The 26,753-nt window shown below is 40.1% G+C and carries 27 protein-coding genes and 1 riboswitch; of the genes, 4 read left to right on the top strand and 23 right to left on the bottom strand.

All coding sequences use genetic code 11. The features are described from left to right. Nucleotides 1-140: 140 nt before the first annotated feature. The 13 genes from CVD27_RS18860 to zapA form a co-directional block, all read right to left on the bottom strand. Entirely contained in the window at nucleotides 141-1,361 is a 1,221-nt protein-coding gene (locus CVD27_RS18860) for an aspartate kinase (protein WP_101649451.1), read from the bottom strand. 117 nt (nucleotides 1,362-1,478) lie between these two features. Then, nucleotides 1,479-1,656, bottom strand: a riboswitch (Lysine riboswitch). A 67-nt stretch (nucleotides 1,657-1,723) separates the two neighbouring features. Beyond that, on the bottom strand, nucleotides 1,724-3,496 hold the full coding sequence (gene uvrC / locus CVD27_RS18850) for an excinuclease ABC subunit UvrC (RefSeq protein ID WP_101649449.1): 1,773 nt from the start codon (nucleotides 3,494-3,496) through the stop codon (nucleotides 1,724-1,726). 138 nt (nucleotides 3,497-3,634) lie between these two features. Then, a complete protein-coding gene (gene trxA, locus CVD27_RS18845) occupies nucleotides 3,635-3,949 on the bottom strand; it encodes a thioredoxin (RefSeq protein ID WP_101649448.1) in 315 nt (104 codons plus the stop codon). A gap of 238 nt (nucleotides 3,950-4,187) precedes the next feature. Continuing rightward, entirely contained in the window at nucleotides 4,188-5,165 is a 978-nt protein-coding gene (locus tag CVD27_RS18840) for an electron transfer flavoprotein subunit alpha/FixB family protein (protein ID WP_101649447.1), read from the bottom strand. A 39-nt stretch (nucleotides 5,166-5,204) separates the two neighbouring features. Further along, nucleotides 5,205-5,978: an electron transfer flavoprotein subunit beta/FixA family protein gene (locus tag CVD27_RS18835; RefSeq protein ID WP_101649446.1), complete on the bottom strand. Its 774-nt coding sequence runs from the start codon at nucleotides 5,976-5,978 to the stop codon at nucleotides 5,205-5,207. Nucleotides 5,979-6,086: 108 nt separating this feature from the next. Then, a complete protein-coding gene (locus CVD27_RS18830) occupies nucleotides 6,087-6,860 on the bottom strand; it encodes an enoyl-CoA hydratase (protein WP_101649445.1) in 774 nt (257 codons plus the stop codon). 24 nt (nucleotides 6,861-6,884) lie between these two features. Continuing rightward, nucleotides 6,885-7,469, bottom strand: a complete 585-nt coding sequence (locus tag CVD27_RS18825; protein ID WP_101649444.1) for a TetR/AcrR family transcriptional regulator — start codon at nucleotides 7,467-7,469, stop codon at nucleotides 6,885-6,887. A gap of 183 nt (nucleotides 7,470-7,652) precedes the next feature. Continuing rightward, on the bottom strand, nucleotides 7,653-9,359 hold the full coding sequence (locus CVD27_RS18820) for an AMP-binding protein (RefSeq protein WP_101649443.1): 1,707 nt from the start codon (nucleotides 9,357-9,359) through the stop codon (nucleotides 7,653-7,655). Nucleotides 9,360-9,620: 261 nt separating this feature from the next. Further along, nucleotides 9,621-10,028 carry a DUF350 domain-containing protein gene (locus tag CVD27_RS18815; RefSeq protein WP_101649442.1) on the bottom strand — a complete coding sequence of 136 codons (408 nt, stop codon included), beginning with the start codon at nucleotides 10,026-10,028 and terminating at the stop codon, nucleotides 9,621-9,623. 17 nt (nucleotides 10,029-10,045) lie between these two features. After that, complete coding sequence (locus tag CVD27_RS18810; RefSeq protein WP_101649441.1) at nucleotides 10,046-12,403, bottom strand: endonuclease MutS2; 2,358 nt, start codon at nucleotides 12,401-12,403, stop codon at nucleotides 10,046-10,048. 146 nt (nucleotides 12,404-12,549) lie between these two features. Next, a complete protein-coding gene (polX, locus tag CVD27_RS18805) occupies nucleotides 12,550-14,265 on the bottom strand; it encodes a DNA polymerase/3'-5' exonuclease PolX (protein WP_101649440.1) in 1,716 nt (571 codons plus the stop codon). A gap of 85 nt (nucleotides 14,266-14,350) precedes the next feature. Further along, on the bottom strand, nucleotides 14,351-14,893 hold the full coding sequence (locus CVD27_RS18800) for a CvpA family protein (protein ID WP_101649439.1): 543 nt from the start codon (nucleotides 14,891-14,893) through the stop codon (nucleotides 14,351-14,353). Nucleotides 14,894-14,898: 5 nt separating this feature from the next. Further along, on the bottom strand, nucleotides 14,899-15,159 hold the full coding sequence (gene zapA / locus CVD27_RS18795; RefSeq protein ID WP_101649438.1) for a cell division protein ZapA: 261 nt from the start codon (nucleotides 15,157-15,159) through the stop codon (nucleotides 14,899-14,901). Between the two features lie 140 nt (nucleotides 15,160-15,299). On the opposite strand from zapA, the gene rnhC reads away from it, so the two are divergent. Continuing rightward, the gene (gene rnhC / locus CVD27_RS18790; RefSeq protein WP_101649437.1) at nucleotides 15,300-16,253 is read left to right on the top strand and encodes a ribonuclease HIII; all 954 of its coding nucleotides are present in this window, start codon (nucleotides 15,300-15,302) and stop codon (nucleotides 16,251-16,253) included. 60 nt (nucleotides 16,254-16,313) lie between these two features. Further along, complete coding sequence (locus CVD27_RS18785) at nucleotides 16,314-16,616, top strand: 4a-hydroxytetrahydrobiopterin dehydratase (protein ID WP_101649436.1); 303 nt, start codon at nucleotides 16,314-16,316, stop codon at nucleotides 16,614-16,616. Between the two features lie 145 nt (nucleotides 16,617-16,761). Here CVD27_RS18785 and CVD27_RS18780 read toward each other — a convergent pair whose 3' ends face one another. The 4 genes from CVD27_RS18780 to CVD27_RS18765 all read right to left on the bottom strand — a co-directional run bounded on the left by CVD27_RS18780 (nucleotide 16,762) and on the right by CVD27_RS18765 (nucleotide 22,707). After that, the gene (locus CVD27_RS18780; protein WP_101649435.1) at nucleotides 16,762-17,739 is read right to left on the bottom strand and encodes a nuclease-related domain-containing protein; all 978 of its coding nucleotides are present in this window, start codon (nucleotides 17,737-17,739) and stop codon (nucleotides 16,762-16,764) included. A 210-nt stretch (nucleotides 17,740-17,949) separates the two neighbouring features. Further along, nucleotides 17,950-20,364: a phenylalanine--tRNA ligase subunit beta gene (gene pheT / locus CVD27_RS18775; protein ID WP_101649434.1), complete on the bottom strand. Its 2,415-nt coding sequence runs from the start codon at nucleotides 20,362-20,364 to the stop codon at nucleotides 17,950-17,952. 15 nt (nucleotides 20,365-20,379) lie between these two features. Further along, nucleotides 20,380-21,417, bottom strand: a complete 1,038-nt coding sequence (gene pheS / locus CVD27_RS18770; protein WP_101649433.1) for a phenylalanine--tRNA ligase subunit alpha — start codon at nucleotides 21,415-21,417, stop codon at nucleotides 20,380-20,382. A 528-nt stretch (nucleotides 21,418-21,945) separates the two neighbouring features. Continuing rightward, a complete protein-coding gene (locus CVD27_RS18765) occupies nucleotides 21,946-22,707 on the bottom strand; it encodes a TrmH family RNA methyltransferase (protein ID WP_101649432.1) in 762 nt (253 codons plus the stop codon). Nucleotides 22,708-22,829: 122 nt separating this feature from the next. Between CVD27_RS18765 and sspI the strand changes: the two genes are divergently transcribed. Beyond that, nucleotides 22,830-23,036 carry a small acid-soluble spore protein SspI gene (sspI, locus tag CVD27_RS18760; protein WP_101649431.1) on the top strand — a complete coding sequence of 69 codons (207 nt, stop codon included), beginning with the start codon at nucleotides 22,830-22,832 and terminating at the stop codon, nucleotides 23,034-23,036. A gap of 77 nt (nucleotides 23,037-23,113) precedes the next feature. Here the strand turns inward: sspI and CVD27_RS18755 are convergent, their stop codons facing one another. Continuing rightward, nucleotides 23,114-24,199, bottom strand: coding sequence for a M42 family metallopeptidase (locus tag CVD27_RS18755; protein WP_101649430.1), 1,086 nt, complete (start codon nucleotides 24,197-24,199; stop codon nucleotides 23,114-23,116). 70 nt (nucleotides 24,200-24,269) lie between these two features. Continuing rightward, nucleotides 24,270-24,761, bottom strand: a complete 492-nt coding sequence (locus tag CVD27_RS18750; protein ID WP_101649429.1) for a dUTP diphosphatase — start codon at nucleotides 24,759-24,761, stop codon at nucleotides 24,270-24,272. A 107-nt stretch (nucleotides 24,762-24,868) separates the two neighbouring features. On the opposite strand from CVD27_RS18750, the gene CVD27_RS18745 reads away from it, so the two are divergent. Next, nucleotides 24,869-25,246: a sigma-w pathway protein ysdB gene (locus tag CVD27_RS18745; protein WP_101649428.1), complete on the top strand. Its 378-nt coding sequence runs from the start codon at nucleotides 24,869-24,871 to the stop codon at nucleotides 25,244-25,246. Nucleotides 25,247-25,265: 19 nt separating this feature from the next. Here the strand turns inward: CVD27_RS18745 and CVD27_RS18740 are convergent, their stop codons facing one another. From CVD27_RS18740 to infC, 4 genes are read right to left on the bottom strand one after another with little or no spacing between them, the layout of a single operon-like run. After that, nucleotides 25,266-25,526: a DUF1294 domain-containing protein gene (locus CVD27_RS18740; protein WP_101649427.1), complete on the bottom strand. Its 261-nt coding sequence runs from the start codon at nucleotides 25,524-25,526 to the stop codon at nucleotides 25,266-25,268. 58 nt (nucleotides 25,527-25,584) lie between these two features. Further along, on the bottom strand, nucleotides 25,585-25,944 hold the full coding sequence (gene rplT / locus CVD27_RS18735) for a 50S ribosomal protein L20 (RefSeq protein ID WP_101649426.1): 360 nt from the start codon (nucleotides 25,942-25,944) through the stop codon (nucleotides 25,585-25,587). A 36-nt stretch (nucleotides 25,945-25,980) separates the two neighbouring features. Next, on the bottom strand, nucleotides 25,981-26,181 hold the full coding sequence (gene rpmI / locus CVD27_RS18730) for a 50S ribosomal protein L35 (protein ID WP_101649425.1): 201 nt from the start codon (nucleotides 26,179-26,181) through the stop codon (nucleotides 25,981-25,983). Nucleotides 26,182-26,198: 17 nt separating this feature from the next. Then, a complete protein-coding gene (infC, locus tag CVD27_RS18725) occupies nucleotides 26,199-26,702 on the bottom strand; it encodes a translation initiation factor IF-3 (protein WP_142384115.1) in 504 nt (167 codons plus the stop codon). Between the last annotated feature and the right edge of the window lie 51 nt (nucleotides 26,703-26,753).

Below are 26,753 nucleotides of genomic sequence, written 5' to 3'. Positions count from 1 at the left end.
TCCCAAAATTTATCCTATAACAGTATTATCAACGGTGTCAGGTTACCTTTCGGTGCCTGACACCATTTTTATTATTTATATTATTTGTATTATCTTTACTATATTTACCAATTGTACTACTATTTTTACTTCCGGTTTTTTTATTGTTGTTGGCCTAGTTCAAATGCTTCGTGCAGGGCTTCGACTGCTTTTAACATATTTTTTTCTTCAACCACCACTGAGACTTTGATTTCGGATGTGCTTACCATTTTGATTTGGATGTCGTTTTCAGCAAGGACTTTAAACATTTTTGCAGCAACACCTGGATTGGAAATCATTCCTGAGCCGACAATCGATACCTTTGCTAGTTTATTTTCCGCATCCAGCTGTTCATAGCCAAGTTCTGCTTTATTTTCCTCAAGTACCTTCACCGTTTCCATTAAATCATTTGTATGGATGGAGAAGGACAGATTTGCACTTCCGCTTTCTGTAGTACTTTGAATAATGATATCTACATTTAAATGATTCTGTGCTAAAGTGGTGAAAATAGTTGATAAACTTGTTAGCGAGTTAGTCAAACCTAATACAGTAACTCTTGTAATTTCGTCTTCAAATGCCACTCCGCGTACAACTAAATTTTGTTCCATTGTTGCTTCCTCCTCAATAACTGTTCCTTCTTCTTTCTCCATGCTTGATCTAACAACCAGCTGTACTTTATAATTCTTCGCAAACTCGACCGCTCTAGGATGAAGCACACCTGCACCTAAATTGGCCAGCTCGAGCATTTCATCATATGAAACGGATAATAATTTACGGGCATCCTTTACATATCTTGGATCTGTGGTAAATACTCCGGTTACATCTGTATAAATATCACACTTATCAGCCTTTAATGCAGCGGCTAAAGCAACTGCTGTAGTATCTGAACCGCCGCGGCCTAAGGTTGTAATTTCGCCTTCCTCTGTAATACCTTGGAAGCCGGCAACGATGACCACTTTACCTGTTGACAGCTGAGCTTTGACGGCTTCTGTATTAATTTTGGCAATACGAGCGTTTCCGTGGACAGGTTCCGTTACAATTCCTGCCTGCCACCCTGTGAAAGAAACAGCTTCAAGACCTTGTTGCTGTAAAGCCATGGAAAGTAAAGCAATCGTGACCTGTTCACCTGTAGATAACAGCATATCCATTTCACGCTTGCTAGGCTCCTCTGAAATCTCCCTTGCCAACCTGACAAGCTGGTCAGTTGACTTTCCCATCGCAGAGACAACGACAACAACATTATTGCCCCGCTCTTTTTCCTCTCTTACACATGCTGCAACATTTAAAATTCTTTCAACACTTCCAACGGAAGTGCCTCCAAATTTTTGAACAACTAAACCCATTCTTTTTCCCCTACTTTCCATTTTGCTGTAACTAGTATGCTAGTAAAATAAAAAAAGCAATGAGAAGGGCATCTCATTGCTTTTTGAACACGAAAAAGTAAATTCCTGTACAAATAACGTTAAGATAGCTCTCCAAGACATCGTCTTGACAATTCTGGATTTTTTCAATACAGAACCAGCAAAAAAAGGTTATGAGTCCTTTTTCACTTCGGCGAACCTTCCCTTTCATGATTCTTCCTTGAAGCTCATCCTTCTCCGAATCATTACTATTGAATTTCGCACCTCTACCTTCACTTTAGTACGATAAAGTGATTGATTAAATTTTCACCTATTATATCATGCTTATTTCTATATGACAATAATTATGAACGAAGTTTTTCAATTAATTCCTCTGCGACATTCGTTGGAATACCAAGAGCAGTGAATTCCTCTAGACTTGCTTCCTTCATCTTTTTCACTGAACCAAACTGTTTTAATAATAACTTTTTTCGTTTTTCACCAATTCCAGGAATATCATCAAGCAAGGATTGAAATGCGCTTTTCCCGCGGATTTGCCTGTGGAAGGTAATTGCAAAACGGTGGACTTCATCCTGAATCCGCTGCAGCAAGTAAAATTCCTGGCTATTTCGAGCTAACGGCACAATTTCAAGCGGGTTTCCATAGAGCAGCTGCGATGTACGGTGTTTTTCATCCTTCACCAGTCCTGCAAGTGGAATATCTAAGCCAAGTTCATTTTCTAGAACATCCCTAACGGCCTCAACATGCCCTTTACCACCATCAATAATAATTAAATCTGGAAGCGGCAGATTTTCTTTTAAGGCTCTAGAATATCTTCTCCGTGTGACTTCCCGCATGGATTCATAATCATCGGGACCCTTCACTGATTTAATTTTATATTTTCGATATTCACGCTTGTTTGCTTTTCCATCTGTAAACACAACCATTGCTGATACAGGGTCCGTACCTTGAATATTGGAGTTATCAAATGACTCAATTCGGTGCGGGGTGTAAATCCCAAGAAGCTCACCAAGATTTTCAACAGCTTTAATCGTTCTTTCCTCATCCTTTTCAATGAGTGAAAACTTTTCCTTAAGAGCAATATTAGCATTTTTGATCGCCATTTTAACTAGGTCCTTCTTGGCGCCTCTTTGCGGCTGCAGTACCTTTACCTCAAGTAGTTGTTCTGCTAAATGAAGGTCAACTTCATCTTGGATGAGAATCTCTTTTGGCTTAAAATGATTGGCTTTTGTATAAAATTGTCCTAGAAATGTTAAGACTTCTTCCTCAGGTTCATTATAGATGGGAAACATGGAGACGTCCCGCTCAATCAACTTCCCTTGACGGACAAAAAAGACTTGCACACACATCCAGCCTTTGTCGACTGCATATCCAAACACATCACGGTCAGTAAAGTCCGTCATGGTGATTTTCTGCTTTTCCATAATGGTCTCGATATGAACGATTTTATCGCGGAACTCCTTTGCCCGTTCAAAATCAAGTTCTTCCGCGGCGGCCGTCATTTTTTCAGTCAGCTCTTTCTTTATATCTTTATAACCGCCATTCAAAAAGCGAGTGATTTCATCCGTCATTTGTTTATATTGGTCTTCACTCACTTCATTGACACATGGTGCCAGGCACTGTCCTAAATGGTAGTATAAGCAGACCCTGTCAGGTAAAGTAGAACACTTACGTAACGGATAAATTCGGTCGAGCAGTTTTTTTGTTTCATTCGCAGCCATGACATTGGGATAAGGGCCAAAATATTTGCCTTTATCCTTTTTTACTTTTCTCGTTATGATTAGTTTCGGATGTCTTTCAGCTGTAAGTTTGATAAACGGATAGGTTTTATCATCCTTTAACATGATGTTGTATTTAGGGTCGTATTTTTTAATCAGGTTTAATTCAAGTAGTAGTGCTTCTATATTTGAAGAGGTAACAATATACTCAAAGTCCTCGATTTCATTGACTAATCTTAATGTCTTACCATCATGAGAACCGTTAAAATAAGAGCGAACACGGTTCTTTAATACTTTCGCTTTTCCCACATAAATGATCGTTCCCTGACGGTCTTTCATTAAGTAGCAGCCAGGCTGATCAGGCAGCAGTGTCAGTTTTTGCTTTATCGTTTCATTCATTCCGGCCACTCCTCCGTCAAAATCTATATCTCTAAAATTTTAAAACAAACCGTTCATAAATGGAAGTAGGAGGTTTTTGTAAAAAAATAAACCTTAGCCGGAAATTCCCAGCTAAGGTCTATTTGATTGGTCTTAAGCTTATACGTGCTTTCCTAAAACGCTTGCTAGCGCATCTTTAGGCTGGAAGCCGACTACTTTGTCAACAACTTCGCCGTCTTTGAAAACCAACAATGTTGGAATACTCATAACACCAAAGTTAGCAGCAGTTTGTGGGTTGTCATCCACATCAAGCTTAGTGATTTTTACTTTATCGCCCATTTCTGCATCAAGTTCTTCTAGAACTGGAGCAATCATTTTACATGGACCGCACCATGGTGCCCAGAAATCTACAAGTACAAGGCCTGAACCTGTTTCAGAAGCAAAAGTTTGATCTGTTACGTGTGAAATAGCCATTTATATTGACCTCCTTAAAATACTGAAATACTACGGAAAGTATAACATTTGTTTGTCATATCATGCTAATAATATGTTTCAACAAATAATTTTCCCTTTTTTACTGTAAGTATTCTATGATTGAACATGATAAAAAGCGAGCAGAAACTCCACCCGCTTTTTATATTGACCTGCTTGTGAACCTGTAAACACGGTTGCGAGGCTTTCAATGATCACTCACGCGTGTTTATTTCTGTGTTTAAGAGTGGACTTTTAGTTTTTTGAATTCTTCTGTTAATAATGGTACGACTTCGAATAGATCACCGACAATACCATAGTCCGCCACTTTGAAAATATTAGCCTCAGGGTCTTTGTTAATTGCGACAATGACCTTGGAGTTGGACATTCCTGCTAAGTGTTGAATGGCACCTGAAATACCGCAGGCAATATAAAGGTCTGGTGTAACAACCTTTCCAGTTTGACCAATTTGCAGGGAGTAGTCACAATAATCAGCATCACACGCACCACGAGAAGCACCGACTGCTCCTCCTAATACTTGGGCTAATTCCTTCAATGGTGCAAAACCGTCTGCACTCTTCACACCACGGCCGCCGGAAATAACGACTTTCGCTTCACTTAAATCTACTCCTTCTGCTGCCTTTCTTACTACCTCTTTGATAATGGCACGAAGGTCTTTAATGTCCACAGACAATGAAGAGACTTCACCTGTTCTGCTTTCATCCTTTCCTAATGGAGTAATATTATTAGGGCGTACAGTTGCAAAAATCAAACCATCTGTCACAATTTTCTTTTCAAATGCCTTACCGGAATAAATAGGTCTTGTAAACACAATGTTTCCGCCTGCCGCTTCAACAGCTGTAGCGTCAGAAATGAGACCTGAAGAAAGCTTTCCAGCGATTCTTGGTGCCAGGTCTTTTCCTAATGCCGTATGCCCTAAAACTAATCCTTCTGGTTTTTCTTGTTCTACAACAGCTAATAGAGCCTGGGCAAAACCGTCAGAGGTATATTGTTTTAATTTCTCGTTCTCTACGACAACTACGCGGTCTGCTCCATTCTGGATCAGTTCGGAACCTAAAGCGCTTACAGATTCCCCAACTAAAACCCCAACAACTTCTCCACCCTCTGCTACAGTTCTAGCTGCAGAAATGGCTTCGAAAGAAACATTACGTAATGATCCGTCACGAACTTCACTTAGTACCAATACTTTTCTTGACATTCTATTACCCTCCTGAAAAACAATTTTTATGTGAATGGATTAGATTACTTTCGCTTCCGTATGAAGAAGATGAACTAGTTCTTTCACCTGGTCATTTAAATCGCCGGTTAAAACTTTTCCTGCTTCTTTCTTAGGAGGCAAATAAATTTCAATTGTTTTTGTTTTAGCTTCCACATCATCTTCGTCAAGTTCAAGATCATCTAACTCTAGTTCTTCGAGCGGTTTTTTCTTTGCTTTCATGATACCTGGTAAGGAAGGGTAACGCGGCTCGTTAAGGCCTTGCTGTGCTGTAACCAATAGCGGCAGGCTGGTTTCAATCACTTCAGAGTCTCCTTCAACATCACGAGTGACCGTTACGTTGGTTCCGTCAATTTCTAACTTTGTAATCGTAGTAACGTATGGGATATTAAGCAGCTCTGCCACACGAGGACCCACTTGGCCTGAACCGCCATCAATGGCAACATTGCCTCCTAAAATTAAATCAGCAGCTTTATCTTTTAAGTATTCGGCTAGGACTCTGGCTGTCGTAAATTGGTCTCCATCTTCTACATCATCTTCGATATTAATGAGAACGGCTTTGTCGGCTCCCATTGCAAGGGCAGTACGTAATTGCTTTTCAGATTCCTCATTGCCTACTGAAATAACCGTTACTTCACCGCCATTGGCATCACGTACTTGAATGGCTTCTTCAATAGCGTATTCGTCATAGGGATTGATAATGAACTCTGCCCCATCTTCGTTGATTTTTCCGCCTGAAATGGTAATCTTCTCTTCCGTATCAAAGGTTCTTTTCATTAATACATAAATGTTCATGGTTTCCCTCCTAGGTAAATTTCAAACATTGAGGTAGTTCGAAAGATTGAGAAAATTTTTGGCAAAAAAAATTATTAAACTTTACAACAGCGTGTCTGCCGTAAAAAGTTATGCCCCTTTAAAGTTCGGCTCTCTTTTTTCAAGAAAAGCCTGAATCCCTTCTTTTGCATCATTGGATACAAATACTTCTCCAAATAATTCTGCTTCCCTTTTAGTTCCTTCATAAAATTCTTTCGTTTTTGCATAGTTAAGTAATTCGATGGCAGCACGTATAGAGCCCGGGCTTTTCTTTGCAATCTTGCCCGCCAGCTTATATGTTTCATCTAATAGTTGGCTTTCAGGGAAAGCACGATTAGCTAAACCAAATTGAACCGCTTCAAGACCCGTAATAGGTTCAGAGGTGAACAGCATTTCCGCAGCACGAGCGACTCCAACATATTTAGGCAACCGCTGTGTTCCTGCAAATCCAGGGATTAAACCAAGCTGCAGTTCTGGAAGACCCAGTTTAGCATTTTCACTTACATAGCGGATATGACATGCCATCGCTAGTTCAAGTCCCCCGCCAAGTGCGGCACCATGGATGGCTGCGATAATAGGCTTTGGAAATTTTTCCATTCGGTCGAATAGATCCTGTCCATATTTACCAAGGTTTGCAAATCCTTCTGAAGAAGTCACAGTCGTAAATTCCTTAATATCGGCTCCCGCTGAGAAAAATCGGCCTTCGCCATGAATGACAATAACACCAATTTCACGGTTTGGCTCGATTTCATCAAGTACTGCTGACAGTTCTCTTAATAAGCCGGATGAAAGAGCGTTTGCAGGCGGACGCTCGATGGTAATCGAAGCAATCCGGTCCTGATATGACCATTTTAAGTATTCCAATGCAACTCCCCCTTTTCAAGTTCCTTACCTCTTCCCACAGCCATTGATCAATAGTCGATGGACTGGAGAGGCCAAGGCCATTAAATCATACTTCTCCTCGTTCATCACCCATGATGTAACCGTCTCATCAATCGTCCCAAAAATCATTTGTCGGGCTAGACGAACATCAAGGCTGCTTGAAAACTCCCCTGTTTCTTTACCTTCCAAAAGGATTTTATCAATCACCTGTAAATATCCTTTAAGAACCGCATTAATTCTTAAGCGTAATTCTTTGTTGGATTGACGTAACTCTAACTGGGTAACAATAGCCATATGGTGATCATCCGACAGGAGTTGGAAATGGGTTTCAATCATCATTAATAACTTCTCTTCTGCCGTCACTTTTCCTGCTATTTTTCCTTCTATTTTTTCAACGAATTCGCCCATTTTTTCTTCAAAGAGAGAGATAAGGATGTCTTCTTTGTTTTTAAAATATAGATAGATGGTTCCATCTGCTACTCCTGCTTGTTTCGCAATTTTTGAAACCTGTGCTTGATGGTATCCATTTTCAGCAATCACTACGACCGCTGCATCTATAATTTGCATATATTTCGGTTTGTTCTTTTTCAATTAATCCACCCTCTTGAAGTTGTCTTTCCTGTATTCTTCCGATTAAATATAAAAATATGAATGATTGTTCATTCATATTTTTATAATAGATTTTAAATTGGCTTCTGTCAAGGAAAACTCCTAACTTTATCCTAATAGGAGATACAATAGGTTGACAAGCCCTGCATCTCAAAAAAAATATGATTAGGCTTGTTTTTTTCTTTCTTCCTCTAATTTTTGTTTTTCCTCTTCCACAAGCGTTCTTCTTAATATTTTACCAATGGCTGTTTTCGGTAATTCCTTTCTAAATTCATAAAGCCGGGGTGCTTTGTAAGAAGCCAAGTATTTTCTGGCAAATGTATTCATCTCTTCTGCTGTGACGGTGGAACCATCCTTTAAGACAATATAAGCCTTAACGGTCTCCCCCCGATATGGATCAGGAACACCTGCTGCAACGGCCTCTACTACATCCGGATGCTCATATAGCACTTCTTCAATTTCTCTAGGATAAATATTAAAACCACCAGCTATGATCATATCTTTTTTACGGTCAACAATATAAAAATATCCCTTTTCATCCATATAACCAAGGTCTCCGGTATAAAGCCATCCGTCCTTTAATACTTCCTCTGTTTCCCTTGGACGATTCCAGTATCCCCTCATTATTTGGGGGCCTTTAATTACAATTTCACCAATTTCACCTACAGGCATTGGTTCACCTGTTTCAACTGATAACACCATTGCCTCTGTATCAGGATATGGAACGCCAATACTGCCCTTGACCCTTGGCACATCCCATAAAAAGTTGGAATGTGTTACAGGCGATGCCTCGGACAAGCCATAGCCTTCTACCAGTTTCCCGCCAGTTATTTCTTCAAATTTCTGTTGAATTTCAACTGGAAGCGGCGCAGATCCGCTGATACATGAGTCTATGGAAGAAAGATCATATTTTTTCAAATCCGGATGATTTAATAAGCCAATATAGATGGTTGGCGCGCCAGGAAAAAGGGTGGGCCGCTGTTTGTGTATCGTTTTTAATGTTGTTAAAGCATCGAATTTAGGTAAAAGAATCATTTTACATGCCATTTTAATGGATAATATCATAACTGTAGTCATTCCGTAGACATGAAAGAAGGGCAATATTCCTAAAATAGATTCTTCCCCTGGTTTACATTTATATAGCCAAGCCTCACTCATGCAGGTATTGGCTATCAAATTTTTGTGGGTCAGCATAACACCTTTCGGGAAGCCTGTCGTACCTCCAGTATATTGTAATAAAGCAATATCTTCATAAGGATTAACCTCATGCTGTATGATTTCTTTGGAGTTTGCTTGGATTATTTCGCTGAGCAAATGGGAGTTCCCTTCATGTGTAACCTTTACAACAATCCCATATTGCTTTTTCTGGATGAAGGGATAGATGAGATTTTTAGGAAATGGTAAGTAGTCTTTGATAGCGGTTACAACTATATGTTGTAAATTAGTCTGCGGCATGACTTTTGTGACTCTTGGGTAGAGGATGTCTAGGGTGATGATTGCTATTGCTCCTGAGTCTTTCATTTGGTACTCAAGCTCACGTTCGGTATATAAAGGATTCGTTTGAACGACAATTCCTCCGGCCATTAATATTCCGAAATAGCTAATCACGGCTTGTGGACAATTAGGAAGCATGATGGCAACCCGGTCATCTTTTTGTATACTCAGGGATTGCTGCAGGTAACTGGCAACACAGAGAGCTTCTTCATATAGTTGTTTGTACGGCATTTCTTTACCCATAAAATGAATCGCTGTTCTATCCGGAAACTTTCTGGCGGCATGTTCCAGGTATTCTTGAACAGGTTCTCTTGAGTATTCAAGTGTAGCGGGAATTTCCTTTGGATAAAGGTCCAACCATGGTTTTGACTCCAAAATAAAACCTCCCTTTTTTATCTAAATTATAAAAATTCTAAACTCTCTTCTATTATAGTACAGCAATTCCTTGCAGACAATGAGACTTTCGTTTCTCATGGGAGAATACCTTCGTTAATCCGCAAAATAAAAAATCATCGCCAAATGACTTCAGCGATGATTTATATTATGCAAAAAACACCATATAGATAATGCCTATAAGTAAAAATAAACCACACAATCCCAGCAGTACCTTAGCTAATGTCTCCACTGTTATTTCTCCCCTTACGAAATTCCTGCTCCAATCACAGAAGACAACCCAATTGAGATAATAAGCGACATCAAACCTACAGCTCTGTTATCATTTTGAATTTCCTCATCGATCTTAAACTTTGGCGTTAAGAATTCAAAGATAAAATAACCGGCAAGCAGCAGGACAAACCCATACACACCCCAGCCCATCATCTCAAGTAAAGAATTGTTTTCCTGAACTGACGCACGAAAAATATTGGCCAAACCCAATATCTTTCCACCGGTTGCCATTGCCACCGCCAAGTTCCCTCTCTTAATTTCTTCCCAATTTTTATATTTGGTCACCAGTTCAAAAATAGCCAAAAAGACTACCAAACATAAAATTACAACGCTGTAATATGCAGCAATTTGAATATACCTATTCTGCCAAAACTGGTCCATCACGTATCCCCCGAATATTATTTAAATTCGACGATGGTTACCCCTGTACCACCCTCTCCGGCTTCCCCAAAGCGGATTTTCTTAACGGAACGATGGTTTTTTAGATATTCTTGTACACCCTGTCTTAATGCTCCTGTCCCTTTACCATGAATGATCGAAACACGTGGGTAATTTGACAGAAGGGCATCATCAATATATTTTTCTACCTTCATCAAGGCATCCTCGTATCTCTCACCCCGAAGATCCAATTCCATCTTAACTAGTGTATCTCGTCCTTGTACGATCGCCATTGGTTTAGTCTCAACCTGTTTTGGCGTACTCAAATACTCCATATCCTTCTCTTTGACTTTCATTTTCAAAATTCCAATCTGAACTTGCCATTCATTGTCTGAAACACGGTCCACAAGAGTTCCTCTTTGATCAAAAGTTAAAACCTTCACCTCATCACCTGGCATAAAGGTATGTTTTTTTCCTTGCTTGTTGATGAGTTTAGAGGATTTCTTAATTTCCGGTGCTGCTTGTTCAAGTCGTTTTTTAGCGTCAATAAGCTCGTGTTCTTTTATTTCTGCATGTTTCTCTGTTCTCATTTTACGCAAGTCACGGATAACCTTTTCTGCCTCTTGTTTTGCTTCATCCACAATATCAGAAGCCTGTTCAGCTGCTTTTTCAAGCATGGAATCTTTTTGATCGTAAAACTCCATCATTTGTTTTTGTAAATCTCGATGAAGCTTTTCAGCCTGCTTTAAAAAGTCGCGCGCCTCTTGTTGCTCACGCTCAGCCTGACGCTTACTCGCCTCAAGGGAAGCAATCATTTTATCAATTTGATTCGTGTCTTCACTTACATGCGAGCGAGCAGATTCAATAACCCGTTCATTTAGCCCAAGCCGTTTGGAAATTTCGAAGGCATTACTTCGGCCAGGAACTCCCAATAATAATTTATAGGTCGGACTCAATGACTCAACATCAAATTCCACACTGGCATTTAATACCCCTTCGCGGTTATAGCCGTAAGCCTTCAATTCCGGATAGTGAGTGGTGGCAATAACTCTTGCCCCGCGCTTATGAACCTCATCTAAAATCGAGATGGCCAAAGCAGCACCTTCCTGTGGATCAGTTCCAGCTCCAAGTTCGTCAAATAGGACAAGGCTGTTAAAATCCACCCGGTTTAAGATATCAACAATATTAACCATGTGGGAGGAAAAAGTACTTAAGCTTTGTTCAATCGACTGCTCATCACCAATATCTGCATAGACGGCATCAAATACCGCGAGTTCCGATCCATCCTGTGCAGGTACCTGCAGACCTGCTTGAGCCATTAAAGAGCATAATCCCAGGGTTTTTAAGGTGACGGTTTTACCACCTGTATTAGGACCAGTGATCACAATCGTTGTATAGTCTTTTCCTAACATAATATCATTAGCTACTACTTCATCAATCGGAATTAACGGATGACGTGCTTTATATAAGGCAATTCTTCCTTCATCGTTCATCATTGGCATGGATGCTTTTATTTTTTTCCCGTACTTTGCTTTGGCAAAAATAAAATCTAAATTGGCTAAAACATCAACAATTACCTTGAGTTCACTTTCAAATTCAGCCGTTTTGGCTGACAGCTCTGTCAAGATTCGTTCAATTTCTAGCTGCTCTTTGACACGAATATCTTGAAGTTGATTATTTAATTGGACAATGACCTGAGGCTCAATAAAGAGGGTTTGTCCTGATGAACTTTGGTCATGAATAATACCGCCATAATGGCCGCGGTATTCTTGTTTTACCGGTATTACAAAGCGGTCATTCCGTATAGTTACAATCGCATCGGATAACATTTTAGCTGCATTGGAAGAACGAATCATACTTTCTAACCGTTCACGAATACGGGACTCATTTGCTCTAAGCTGCTGTCTTAGTGAGCGAAGTAAGTCGCTCGCACTATCCAATACCTCGCCGCTTTCGTCAATGGCATGTTTAATTTCATGTTCTAGATTTGTCAGCGGAATGATTTGCGCTACTTGTTCCATTAAAATTGGCAGTTCTGTTCTTTCTTCCGCCAGCTCCTCAATAAATCGCTTCATTTGACGGCTGGCATGGATGGTACTTGCAATTTGTACCAGCTCATGAGCACTCAAAACACCGCCAATAACAGAACGTTTAATATGGGCACGGATATCATGAACCCCGGATAAAGGAACATTCCCTTTTATCCGGATAACCGTTGATGCCTCATCGGTTTCTGCTTGGAGTCTAACGACCTCCTCAAAATCTGTCGACGGTACTAATTCTTTTATTTTATCTCTTCCAAGTGAGGAAGAGGCATGTCCGATGAGCTGTTCCTTTATTTTCGTAAATTCTAAAACCTTTAAAGCTCTTTCGTGCATGGAGTTTCCCCCCTTTTTATGAATTGTCCAGCTTCAGCGCCTAGGGGCTCGGGGTCATAAGCCAATCCGTCAAGAAGGCTAAAGAACAGCCTTCTCGCCGGCTCGTCTTATGCCTGTCGCCCCTGACCAAGGCACTTACGCTTTTCTTATCGATGATGTAAATATTCAAGTAATTCATATTTATCTAAAGCATTGATTACCGTAGATTTCTTAATCCAACCTTTTTTAGCTGCCGCGACACCAATTTCCATATGCTTTAATGTATCCAATTGGTGAGCATCCGTATTAATCAGAATCTTTACGCCATGTTCTTGTGCTTTCCGCAAATATTCCGCTGATAAATCTAGCCTGTTAGGGTTCGCATTTAATTCCAATGCTGTATTCGTCTCTTTTGCCAGCTGAATCAACAAATCAACATCTACATCATAGCCTTCTCTGCGTCCAATTTTTCTGCCGGTTGGATGGGCAATTAAATCAACGTGCGCATTTTCAAGCGCAGTCTTTAGGCGCTCCATAATCTTTTCCCTTGGCTGTGTGAACGCCGAATGAATCGAAGCAATCACAAAATCCATTTCCGCTAATAGCTCATCATCAAAATCAAGTGTGCCATCTGGTAAAATATCCATCTCGATGCCTGATAGGATTAAGATATCATCGTATTGTTGATTTAATTTTTTTATTTCTTCATTCTGCTTTAACAATCTTTCACGTGAAAGCCCATTAGCTACCTTTAGATACTGAGAGTGATCAGTAATTGCCAAGTATTGATATCCTCTAGCCCGGCAGGCTTCTACCATTTGTTCAATGGAGTGAGCCCCGTCGCTCCAGGTGGTGTGCATATGCAGATCACCTTTGATATCTGAAAGTTCGATCAATTCGTCTTCCGCAGAGAATTGCTCTACTTCTCTTCCATCCTCCCTGATTTCAGGCGGAATAAATGGCAGATCGAAATGCTTAAAAAATTCCTCTTCCGATGAAAATGTAAGAATTTCCCCTGTTTCTACATTTTCGACTCCATATTCACTAATCTTTTCTCCACGGTCTTTAGCCAGCTGACGCATCCGGACATTATGATCCTTTGAACCTGTAAAATGATGAAGCGTTGTGATGAACTCCTCAGGTTTTACAAGACGAAAATCAACAGAGACATCATAATCGAGGGCCAAAACAACGGAAACCTTTGTATCCCCCGCACCAATGACCTCCTTTATTCGAGGCAGTTGAAGCAGGTGTTCTCGTACCAGTTCGGGTTCATTTGTCGCAATAATAAAATCAAGATCCTTAATCGTTTCCCGCATTCTTCTTAAGCTTCCCGCTCTAGAATAACGAATGATATCCTGCATTTCTGCAAGTTTATCCTCAATTTGCTCCGCAACCGGGAGCATATAGGCAAGCGGAAGCCTCTCTGGCCTTGTTCCTACATTGGCAATTGCGCTCAAGATTTTTTCTTCCGTTTTCTTGCCAAACCCAGCAAGCCCTTGGACTTTGCCTGCTTCACAAGCTTCCTTTAAACTATCGACATCTTCAATTCCCAGTTCTTTATACAGCTTGGCAATTTTCTTCCCTCCCAAACCTGGAAGCTGCAACAGAGGGATTAAACCAGCGGGAACCTCTTCCTTCAGCTCACTTAATACGGTTGATGTCCCCTCTTTTATGTACTCATCGATCACCGCGGCCGTACCTTTGCCAATCCCAGAAATGGCGGTAAAGTCTTCAATTTCCGTTAAAACACGTTCATCTGTTTCAAGCGCAATCGCAGCTTTACGGAAGGCTGAAACTTTAAATGGGTTTTCACCTTTTAATTCCATATAAATCGCAATGGTTTCTAATAACCGAATTAATTCTTTTTTATTGACCTCCATAAAAAACACCTGCCTTATGGTTTAGCATTTTTATTATGTCCTATCTTTTTGCATGAATAGAAAAACTCCTCTGCTACAGAGAAGTTCAAGCTGTAGTATATTCAATCCACAAGCTTTTAATTTGCTGTGAAAGGATAGGGGTGTGGTTCACAATTGCCTTTGCCAAATTTGAATGATCCAATTGATCCTGAATTACTTCGATTGGAATTAAGGCAGCAATATATAATAAAATAAAGATAATTAGATAGACTTCACAAAATCCTAAAAGGCCGCCAGCTAGAACATTCAACTGCCTTAAAACCGGCAGATGTGCAATAAAGTCGAGCATCGAGCCGATAATTTGGAAAAGAATTTTTACCGCAAAAAAGATGATCACAAAGGCTATCGCGCGGTAGAAGGCACTCTCCATATCTGTTGAGTCTGAGAATATCTTTAATGCCGTACCATCCCCGAAGTCTGGGTAGGGAATCCATAAAATGAGCTTTGTGGAAAGTTCTTCGTAGTAGGAAGCAGCAGCCACATATGCAATAATAAAACCTGTTAGATGAACAAGCTGCAGGATAAACCCCCTTTTAAGACCAACAAAGAATCCAATAATTAGAAAAATAATAATGGCTAAACCTAACATAATCTTTAGTCCTTTTCTTTTTGTAGTTCCGCTTGCAGCCGCTCTAACTGATCTTTGATTTTAATATAATCATTAACTGCATTAACAGCAGTTAGAACAGCTAGTTTATTTACGTCAAGAGTTGGATTCTTAAAACTGATTTCACGCATTTTGTCGTCAACTAACGAGGCCACCAGTCGTATATGACTTGGGCTTTCCGTACCCATTATGACGTATGCTTGGCCGAATATATCAACGGTTGTTCTGTGTTTTTGAATATTTGACAACGTAAAGCCTCCATTCCAGAATCCTACTCTATACTATAACACGAACGTACATAAGACGAAAAGTCAAACAAATTAAAAATGCAAGACTGACTTGATTGATTCCGTTTTTTCAAAAATTCAAAGAAATGTGGTGGCCCTAAGTGGGAAATGTTGTTCTTATTTTAGAAATGTCAAAGATTAATGAAATGAAGAATTATTATGCAAAACAACTTTTAGATAAAAATATTCCTGGAGGAATGTTTGCAGCGAAAACCCCTGCTTGTATGATTACGGCGTATAAGTCCGGAAAGGTTTTATTCCAAGGGAATGATTGTGAAAAAGAGGCAGGAAAATGGGGGAACAGCAGTGCTGCTGTTTCAAATAACAAAACTCCTGCTACCAAGGGGAAATCAGCACCTAAAGGGAATCTTCCCTCTGGTATTTCAGGAATGTCTGCTATCGGGTCAGATGAAGTAGGTACAGGGGACTTTTTCGGTCCGATTACCGTTGTAGCTGCCTATGTCAGAAAGGAAGATATTCCACTATTAAAGGAATTAGGCGTAAGAGATTCAAAGGATTTAAATGATGAAAAAATAGTAGAAATTGCTAAAGTGATTAAAGATGTCATACCTTTTAGCTTAATGACGCTTAAAAATGAGAAGTATAATCAGGTACAGCAGTCGGGGATGTCACAAGGGAAAATGAAGGCATTGCTCCATAACAAGGCGATTTTAAATGTATTGGAGAAGATTGCCCCTTCGAGACCAGAGGCGATTTTAATAGACCAATTTGTTCAGCCGGGAACCTATTTTCAGCATCTGAAAGGACAAAGTGCTATTGCCAATAAGGATGTTTATTTTAGTACGAAAGCAGAAGGTATTCATATTGCTGTTGCCGCCGCCAGTATTTTAGCGCGTTATGCGTTTATTCAATACATTGATAAGCTAAGTGATGCGGCAGGATTTAAAATTCCAAAAGGGGCAGGGGCGCAGGTAGATGTGGCTGCGGCTAGGCTGATTTTGAGCAAAGGGCGGGATAGCCTTCCATCGTTTGTAAAACTCCACTTTGCGAACACCGACAAGGCTTTGGCGATTGCAAATAAAAAACGAAGCTAAGTCGTTTTCAGAAGACTGGTTGAATAGAGTGATAGTAAACGGCAATTAGGGGGGACTGGAGTGGCAAATAAGTTAAGTTTAACTGAGATCGACCAAGCTTTGGCAGAATTAACAGGATGGAAATTAGACGGTAAATTTATTGATAAAAAATATCGTTTTCGAGAGTTTTTAAGCGGTGTTGCATTTGTAAATGAAATTGCACAGTTGTCTGAGGAAAAGAATCATCACCCCTTTATCGCAATTGATTATAAATTAGTGACGCTGAGGCTGACCTCTTGGAATGCTGGAGGATTGACGGATTTAGATGTGGCGTTGGCGAAGGTTTATGATGAAATTTACGAAAAAAATAGGGTTCATGATTAATTGGGTGATTCATTTCATGAGATTGCTGTCTAAAAATTTGTTTCAAATTTTTTATCAGCAGTTTTTAGTTATTTATCAGCACTTTTCGTATATTTATCGGCACTTTTCAGTCGTATATCAGCGAAAATTAGAACTTATCAGCACTTTACCAAGGGATGGTCTTAGGAGAATAGGATCTCCCCTTTTTTGTTCCTAGATCGTAACTTAGATTTGCCGATACTAAAAATCTCTTTGAAGTATGAGATGATGTTAACTGGCAAAAATCCCGAAATTGCTGATTCGTTATTTGGGTGTCAATAAGTAAAAAATAGTCCATTAAAGCATTAATGTGGGCATCTTTCGAATAAGTATTGCAGGATGGACAGAACCATTTAGATCTTTTTTCAATGATCGGATAATGATTACAGCGGGGACAGAAAACACCGATGGATAAATCATACTTGTTGATTCCGTATTTTCTTAAAACATAGTTTGTGGGGACCGTATTCATTTTCACAAGACGTCGGCACAGCTTACGGAGATCCTTAGAATCAAGGGCAGGTTTCGTAAATTGATCTTCAAAGTACTGGATTTTACTTTGAAAAACATCCGCTTTACCTACACGCGGTTTTACTTTATAGGCATTTTTTCCAGTAACGGCATAAGTGGCATAACTATTACTAATCACTACTACATATTCAGTAGGGATGTCGGGAAATTTGTTCGTTTTTAAAAGCTTTCTTAAATATTCTTGGTGTCTTTCAGCCTGGGCAATTGGATAGGGATATCCTTTTTCCTTTTCATTATAAATTTGAATAAACTGTTCGTTTTCTGTATCAAAAATTAATTTACCTGTCATATTTTTCACTTCAATAATTAGGGCGTATTCTGGTGATATGAGGAGGGTATCGATTTGGCAGTTATATTCACCATCAGGAAGGTTTAAATCGTGGAGAATCATGTATTTATCCTTAGGCAGGTACCTAAGATAGTAGTCAAATGCTACTTCACCTTGGTAGCCGGCTCGCCTCCTTCCTAACTCCTCTTGAATCTCTTTGTATTTTGGATGGTTAGTGGAAAGACGTCGGCATAGTGCCTCTAAAATAAGTATAACTAGTGGAATTTTCCTCTCTTTTATTATCAATAAATCTCACTCCTTTCGTTTTACATAATAGATTCTAATTGGAGTCTGGAAAATCCTGCTGAAATTTATCGAAATTTGTTTGTCGTATTTTTTATCAGCAGTTTTTATATGTTTATCAGCACTTTTCATTGTTTTATCAGCGAAAAAATCATTTTATCAGCAAAAACACAAAAAGCTGGCTCGAATTAGATTCGAACCAGCCATTTTATTTTATCCGCGAAGAACGGCGCCAGCCTTTTCTTTTAATGCTTCCAGCACACGCTCATGTACTTTTGTTACCTCTTCATCCGTCAAAGTACGCTCAGGATCTAAATATTTTAATGAGAAAGCAATCGACTTCTTGCCTTCTTCCATTCTTTCACCCTCATACAAATCGAACACCTCTGCTTCCTTCAGAAGCGGTGCACCAGTTGTTAGAATGATATCCTTTAAGGTGCCTGACACCGTTTCTCTGTTTACCACAAGGGCAATGTCTCTTGTGATGGTCGGGAAGCGTGGGATGCTGTTGTATTGTAATGGGGCAGTTTCTTCTTGAAGAACTGCTTGTAACGAGAGTTCGAATACATAGGTATCTTTTAAATCAAGTTCTTTTTGTACTGTTGGGTGGACTTGGCCCACAAAGCCGACGTTAACTCCGTCCAAACGGATTTCTGCTGTACGGCCAGGGTGCATCCCCTCTACTTTAGACTGCACATATTGTACACGATCTTCAAGGCCAAGCTTTGCAAACATACCTTCTAAAATCCCTTTAACAACGAAGAAGTCAACAGCCTTCTTCTCGGCTTGCCATGAATGGCTGTGCCATAAACCTGTTACAGCACCTGCTAGATGCTCAATTTCAATGGGAAGGGCATCTTCTCCATTAGATAAGAATACAGCACCAGTCTCATAAACAGCCAAGCTGTCATTTTGGCGGGCACTATTGTATTTTAATACTTCCAAAACTTGAGGCATGATGCTTAAACGAAGCACGCTTCGTTCTTCACTCATTGGCATCGCTAAACGAATAGGCTCGCGTTTTTCAAGGGCATATTGTGAAGCTTTATCCGCACTTGTCAACGAGTATGTTACAGCCTGATATAACCCTGCACCTTCGAGATACTGACGAACCACACGGCGTTTCTTTTGATACGCAGATAATTTACCAGGAGTTGTTGATCCTACTGGCAAAGTTTTTGGAATGTTGTCATATCCATAAAGGCGAGCTACTTCCTCTATTAAATCTTCTTCGATTCTAATATCTCCGCGGCGAGTTGGTGCCGTAACAGTAATAGTATCTTGTTCGACACTTACCTGGAATTGCAAACGGTCAAAAATTTCTTTTACATCGTTCATCTGTAAGTCTGTACCAAGGACACGATTAATTTTTTCTAGTGTGATTGATACCACTTCAGGCTCTACAGTTAGTGTATCTACCTCTGAAGTACCCTCAAGCACCTCACCGCCAGCATACTTTGCCATTAAGTAGGCAGCGCGTTCGCCGGCTGGACGGACACGGTTTGGATCCACGCCTTTTTCGAAACGTGCGCTGGCTTCACTTCTTAAACCATGGTCTTTCGATGCTTTACGGACTGTCTGACCATTGAAGTAAGCTGCTTCTAATAACACAGTCGTTGTATCTGAAGTAACCTCTGAATTTGCACCGCCCATTACACCTGCTAAAGCGACAGGCTCCGTACCATTCGTAATAACTAGATGGTCTGAAGTCAACGTCCGTTCAGCATCATCAAGGGTAACAAATTTTTCTCCATCTACTGCTCGGCGGACAAGGATTTCCTTAGAACTTAAACGGTCATAATCAAACGCATGAAGCGGCTGGCCGTATTCTAATAAGATATAGTTAGTAATATCGACCACGTTGTTGTGCGGGCGAATACCAGCATTCATTAAGCGAGTTTGCATCCATAATGGTGAAGGTCCAATTTTTACATTTTTAATGATCTTAGCAACGTAAAGAGGGTTATCCTCTTTTGCTTCCACCTTGATTTTTACATAATCTGATGCCTTTTCGTTAATCGGCTCAAGGTCCGTTTCTGGAAGTTTAACCTCTCTGCCAAGAATCGCTGCCACTTCATAGGCAACTCCTAGCATGCTTAAGCAGTCTGCACGGTTTGGTGTTAAACTAAGTTCTAACACTTCATCGTCGCGGTTTAGTAATTCTAACGCATCTAAGCCCACTTCAGCATCTGAAGGAAAAACAAAGATTCCCTCAGAATATTCTTTTGGAACAATTTTCCCTTCCATGCCAAGCTCAGTAAGGGAACAAATCATTCCATTAGACTCTTCGCCGCGAAGCTTCGCCTTTTTAATTTTAAAATTACCAGGAAGTAAGGCACCCACCGTAGCAACGGCAACCTTCTGGCCTTGAGCAACATTCGGTGCACCGCAAATAATTTGAACAGGCTGTTCCTGACCAATATCCACAAGACATTTGCTTAATTTATCAGCATTTGGATGCTGCTCACGTTCTAAAACATGGCCGACAACCACACCTTTAATGCCTTCGTTAAGAACCTCTACACCTTCCACTTCGATTCCGCTTTTAGTAATTTTTTCAGCTAATTCCTCTGCTGTTACACCTGTTAAATCAATATAATCTTGCAGCCATTTATATGATACGAACATGTCTCCGTCTCCTCCCTACTCGTGTTTTGAGAACTGTTTTAAGAATCGTACATCGTTTGTGTAGAAATGACGGATATCATCCACACCGTATTTCAACATTGCAATCCGCTCAGGTCCCATTCCAAAAGCAAATCCAGTGTATTTTTTAGAATCATAACCAGCCATTTCTAGAACGTTTGGATGAACCATACCTGCTCCTAGAATCTCAATCCAGCCAGTTTGTTTACACACATTACAGCCATGTCCGCCGCAAATTTTACATGAAATATCCATTTCAACAGAAGGCTCTGTAAATGGGAAGAAACTTGGTCTAAGACGAATTTCACGGTCTTCACCGAACATTTTCTTCGCAAATACCTCTAATGTTCCTTTCAAATCACTCATTCGAATGTTTTCACCGACAACTAGGCCTTCAATTTGCATGAATTGATGAGAGTGTGTAGCATCATCATTATCGCGGCGGTAAACCTTACCAGGGCAGATAATCTTAATAGGCCCTTTCCCTTCATGCTTTTCCATCGTACGCGCTTGGACTGGTGATGTATGGGTACGAAGAAGGATTTCTTCTGTAATATAGAAGGAATCCTGCATATCACGGGCAGGGTGGCCTTTTGGTAAATTTAGAGCTTCAAAATTATAATAATCCTGCTCTACCTCAGGGCCTTCAGCTACTTGATAACCCATTCCAATAAACAAATCTTCAATTTCTTCAATGATTCTTGTCAGTGGATGGTGGTTCCCAACTTTGACCGGACGGCCTGGGAGGGTTACATCGATGCTTTCAGATGCTAATTTTTCTAACACAGCTGCTTCTTCTAGGTCTTTTTGTTTTGCTTCAATTTTAGCAGCAATCGTTTCACGCACTTCATTCACAAGTGCTCCCATGACTGGCCGCTCTTCAGCAGAAAGCTTCCCCATTCCGCGCAGTACTTCTGTAATTGGTCCTTTTTTTCCTAGGTAGGCAACCCGGATGTCATTCAATTCTTTTAAGCTCTCGGACTGTTCAACTTTTTGAATAGCCTCTTGCTGCAATTCCTTTAAACGTTCTTGCATATCATCTATTCCTCCTTAATGGTATTTGGTCACTTTAGGGTAGTTACCTTAACTATGAAAAACAAAAAAACCCCATCCCTGGAAAGGGACGAGGTTTATCATTCGCGGTACCACCCTTGTAAACACATATGTATAAAAATATTGTGTTCGCTTCATTCAAATAACGGCTTGTGCCGGTGCACCTTTACACAGAAAAGCGGAAGTGCCCTGGTCAGCCCCGACAAGCATAAGACAAGCACTACGGAAGGCGTGCACTTTGCCTTCCGTAGTGATTGGCTTATGACCTCGAGGGGCTGGGCGCTGTAGCTGGACAGTAATCTATTCTCAAGCTATTGCTTTTTATTGTGGTCCCGGTGCCAACTCAGGAGGTGAACTTCTCAAGTGTTGAGCCATAAAAGTGCTTGCAGTCACGGCACTTTCTCCCTTAATGGTCGATCACTAGATACTTTTCTCCATCATCGTTTTTAACATTTTTCAATTGTTCACTATTATATAACGTTTTTGAGCAGATGGTCAAACGTATTCGGCCTATTTTTTTAAGAAATAGAGAAGAATTCCAGTGGCAACAGCTACATTTAACGACTCGCTTTTTCCGTAAATTGGAATGTACAGATTGGAATTCGTACTAGAAAGAAGATCCTTTGCTACTCCATTCCCCTCATTTCCAACGATAAGGGCAAACGACTCTCCACTAGAAATATCCGTATATTCGGATGCACCCTCAAGCGCCGTCCCATAAACCGGGATATTTTTTCCTTGGAGCCTTTCGATCCATTCATGGAGATCGCCTCTAATGATAGGCAGGTGAAAATGGCTTCCCTGTGCCGATCGTAACACCTTTGAGTTATAGATATCAACACTTCCGTGTCCAACGATAACTGCATCAATTCCTGCTGCATCCGCAGTACGGATCATCGTTCCAAGATTCCCTGGATCCTGTACAGCATCAATTAATAAGAATGTCTTCCCCTCTTGTGCCAACGCTTCACCCATCTTGCTTGGTACCCGGCAAATCGCATAAATTCCTTGAGGAGCTTCGGTTTCAGTTAATAATTTAGAGATTTCCTCTGTAACGAGAGTAACCGGTGTAGAACTTACATCCCAGCGCGGCGGCAGACCTACCTGATCTGAAACGATAATTTCTAATAGCTGCTCACCTTGCTTGAGTGCTTCCTCGACTAAATGAAATCCCTCTATTATAAACGACTCGGTTTTATCCCGCTCTTTTTTGGTTAAAAGTTTTCTCCATTGTTTTACCTTAGGATTATTGACAGATTCTATATGTTTCAAAACAGTTCTCCTTTAACATACTCATATGATTTTCTCATTATATCCTAAATACCATACATAATAAAACCAATAGTTAGAAATCATAATAATGAATGAAGGTTAACAAAAGGAGGGTTTGGAACATGAACTTAAACCTAAGAAATGCAATTCTTCATAATGTCTCCGGTAATACACAAGACCAATTAGAAGATACCATTGTTGATGCGATTCAAAACGGGGAGGAAAAAATGCTTCCTGGACTTGGAGTATTATTTGAGGTTATTTGGAAAAATTCATCCGAAGATGAAAAAAAAGAAATGCTTACAACCCTTGAAAAAGGGGTAAAGTAAATGCCGGGCTGCCATTTGGCGGCTTTTTTTATACCAAAAATCCCTCGGTTAAAAAGCAAACCGAGGGACTATCCATTCTATTCAAACGTAATTTTATCAACTGCTTCACGGTCAAGACGCTTAATAACCTCAACAATTAATTTAACAGCATTTTCATAATCATCACGATGAAGCATCGCTGCATGTGAGTGAATATAACGAGTAGCAATGGTAATCGCGAGCGCAGGTACACCATTATGTGTCAAATGGATCGAACCAGCATCCGTTCCACCGCCAGGGATGGATTCAAATTGATAGGGAATATTCAACTCATCTGCTGTATCTGTAACAAAATCGCGCAATCCCTTATGTGCCACCATAGAAGCATCATACACTACCACTTGCGGGCCTTTACCCATTTTACTCATCGCTTCTCTTTCAGAGATTCCAGGCGTATCACCTGCAATGCCCACGTCAACTGCAAAGCCGATATCTGGTTGAATCTTATAAGTAGCTGTTTTTGCACCGCGTAATCCAACCTCTTCTTGAACCGCTCCCACACCATAAACAACATTTGGATGATCCACGTCTTTCAGTTGTCTTAGCACATCAATTGCAATCGCACAGCCAATTCGGTTATCCCATGCTTTCGCTAATAACATTTTCTCATTGTTCATGACAGTAAATTCAAAATATGGGACAACCATGTCACCCGGACGCACGCCCCACTCCTTTGCTTCTTCGCGGCTAGAAGCACCAATATCGATGAACATATCCTTAATTTCAATTGGTTTCTTACGAGCTTCTGCAGATAAAACATGAGGCGGTTTTGAACCGATAATACCTGTTACCTCACCTTTTCTCGTTACGATTGTCACGCGCTGTGCCAGCATGACCTGTCCCCACCAGCCGCCAACTGTTTGAAAACGAAGGAAGCCTTTATCATCAATCTGCGTGATCATAAAACCAACTTCATCCAAGTGGCCCGCAACCATGATCTTTGGGCCGCCCTCTTTCCCCACTTTTTTGGCAATTAAACTGCCAAGTCCGTCATGCGTGATTTCATCAGCATATGGAGCTATGTATTTCTTCATTACTTCGCGGACTTCACGCTCATTGCCAGGAATTCCTTTGGCATCGGTTAGGTCCTTTAACATTGTTAATGTTTCGTCTAATTTCGCCATGCTTAAGCCCCCTAATTGTATGTACAACCATTATTATACAAAACGAAACTGCCAAGCTACAAATTTTCTGCTAATAGTTATTTTGCTGTCTTTGATAATTTACTTCGTTTTTTTCAAAATATGCCTTCACAATTTCATCTTCTGCAAACCCTAATAATATTGACAGCATTAAATAGGACTCAAATAATTTTAGATAATTTTCCAATGCTTTACTTTTTTGAAAATGACTAATCGATTCATAAATAGCTAGAAACTGCTCCGTCACATTTCGGGAGGATTGCACCGTATTCAGGTTAAGCGTTTCTTGGTCAAACCCACACTCAATCCCAAGCGACAGGATAAAATGAATTCCATCCACAAACTCCTCTAATACCACTTCTTTGGATGAAGAAGGTTTCACACTCCAAAACTTAAAGCATCGCGTTTCATTTGCCAATTCACCGATTTCAACCAACAAAGCAAGAACCTTTCTGTCAAATAAGTCCTCCTTCTCTAGCCCATGTTTTTCTTCAATATGCGCATCCAATGCTTTTTGCATTTCAAACAGTTTTTTTAATTCCATAACCAGCTCTCCTTCTTAAAAAATAATATCAAAACTTAATTTGTGAAACTTCTGTTTTGCTCAACCGTATAAAAAAGTAAAACAGTGTAGTGGTAGGGGGCTTAGCCATGATTTGGTTGCTGCGGTTTGTATTGTTATTCTTGATTATTTTCATCTTTTACCTCGGAGTCAAATCCTTTTTCAATTCGTCACGAAAACTTGAAACCGCTCGTAAACATAGACGCTTTTTACTTCTTGATGACGAAGATATTAGAAAGAATTTTTTCTTAACTTATAAAGGCGCGGTGTTTATTGGAGAAAAATATATGGGTACAAAAAATAATAGCATTGATGTTGTAACAATCTTACTCTCCCCCGATAATACTGTAGCACTCAAAGGGCTTGTAAAAGATGACTTCTTATTTTTATCTAAAAAAATACTTGAGAAATATCCGAATGCTGAAATTAATTGGAAAAGTCCAGTGAAGGAACTTTTACAAAATTAGCCGCATTCTATGCGGCTTTTTACATCATTAATTTAAAAAAGACCACTAATTCTAGGATGGCAAGAAGCGGAAAACCCAGCTTAAAAGAAACATGCTTTGTTTTGTGACGGAAGATTCGCATTCCTGCCGTTGTACCGATTGCCCCTCCCAAGATGGCTACCATCCAGAGTGTCTTTTCACTAATTCTATATTGGTGCTTGATGGCACGCTTTTTATCCTCTCCCATTATGTAAAGCCCGGCTATATTCATGATGATAACAGCGATTAAGAATAATTTCATTCCCAATATCCCCTTTTATAGAAAAAGCCATCCTCACGAAGAGAATGGCATTTATAAATTACTTGTTGTATTGTTGCTTAGCTACGTTTGCTAATTCAGCAAATGCGTTTGCATCGCTAATCGCAAGTTCAGAAAGCATTTTGCGGTTTACTTCGATACCAGCAAGCTTTAAACCGTGCATTAAACGGCTGTAAGAAAGACCGTTCATACGAGCTGCTGCGTTGATACGTGTAATCCAAAGTTTACGGAAATCACGCTTAACCTGACGACGGTCACGGAAAGCATATTGTAATGATTTCATAACCTGTTGGTTAGCAACTTTATATAATGTATGTTTTGAACCGAAATAACCTTTAGCTAATTTAAGAACTCTTTTACGACGTTTGCGGGTAACAGTACCGCCTTTTACACGTGGCATTAAATTTCCCTCCTATAATAAATCGATCACTTATAATTATTTTACGTAAGTTAATAGTTGACGAATGCGTTTGAAATCGCCTTTAGAAACAAGAGTTCCTTTGCGAAGTTTACGCTTTGCTTTTGTAGATTTGTTAGCGAATAAGTGGCTTGTATAAGCATGGTCACGCTTTAGTTGACCAGAACCAGTTTTCTTAAAACGCTTTGCAGCGCCGCGGTGAGTTTTCATTTTTGGCATTATGATTGTCCTCCTTATTACTTATCGTTTTTAGGTGCTAAAACTAGGAACATGCTGCGTCCATCCATTTTTGGATGTGATTCGATGGTTGCAACTTCCTTGCACGCTTCGGAAAAACGGTCTAACACACGTTGACCGATTTCTTTATGGGTAATCGCCCGGCCCTTAAATCGGATTGATGCTTTTACCTTGTCGCCTTTTTCCAAGAACTTAATGGCATTACGTAACTTTGTATTAAAGTCATGCTCATCAATCGTTGGGCTTAGACGAACTTCTTTAGTGGTGATGATTTTTTGATTTTTACGAGCTTCTTTTTCTTTCTTCTGCTGCTCGAATTTAAATTTGCCATAGTCCATAATCCGGGCTACCGGAGGCTTTGCATTTGGTGCTACAAGTACCAAATCAAGATTTACTCGTCCGGCAATTTCCAATGCATCGAATTTGGATTTAATCCCCAATTGCTCGCCATTCTGGTCAATTAAACGAACTTCACGAGCACGGATGCCCTCATTTAACAACATGTCTTTGCTAATAATTAGCCACCTCCAAGGTTTTATCATGAATACAACGTC

It is taken from the genome of Neobacillus cucumis (assembly GCF_002860255.1).
In the GTDB taxonomy this organism is placed as follows: domain Bacteria; phylum Bacillota; class Bacilli; order Bacillales; family Cytobacillaceae; genus Neobacillus; species Neobacillus cucumis_A.
This window is presented reverse-complemented; position numbering and strand designations above follow the sequence as displayed.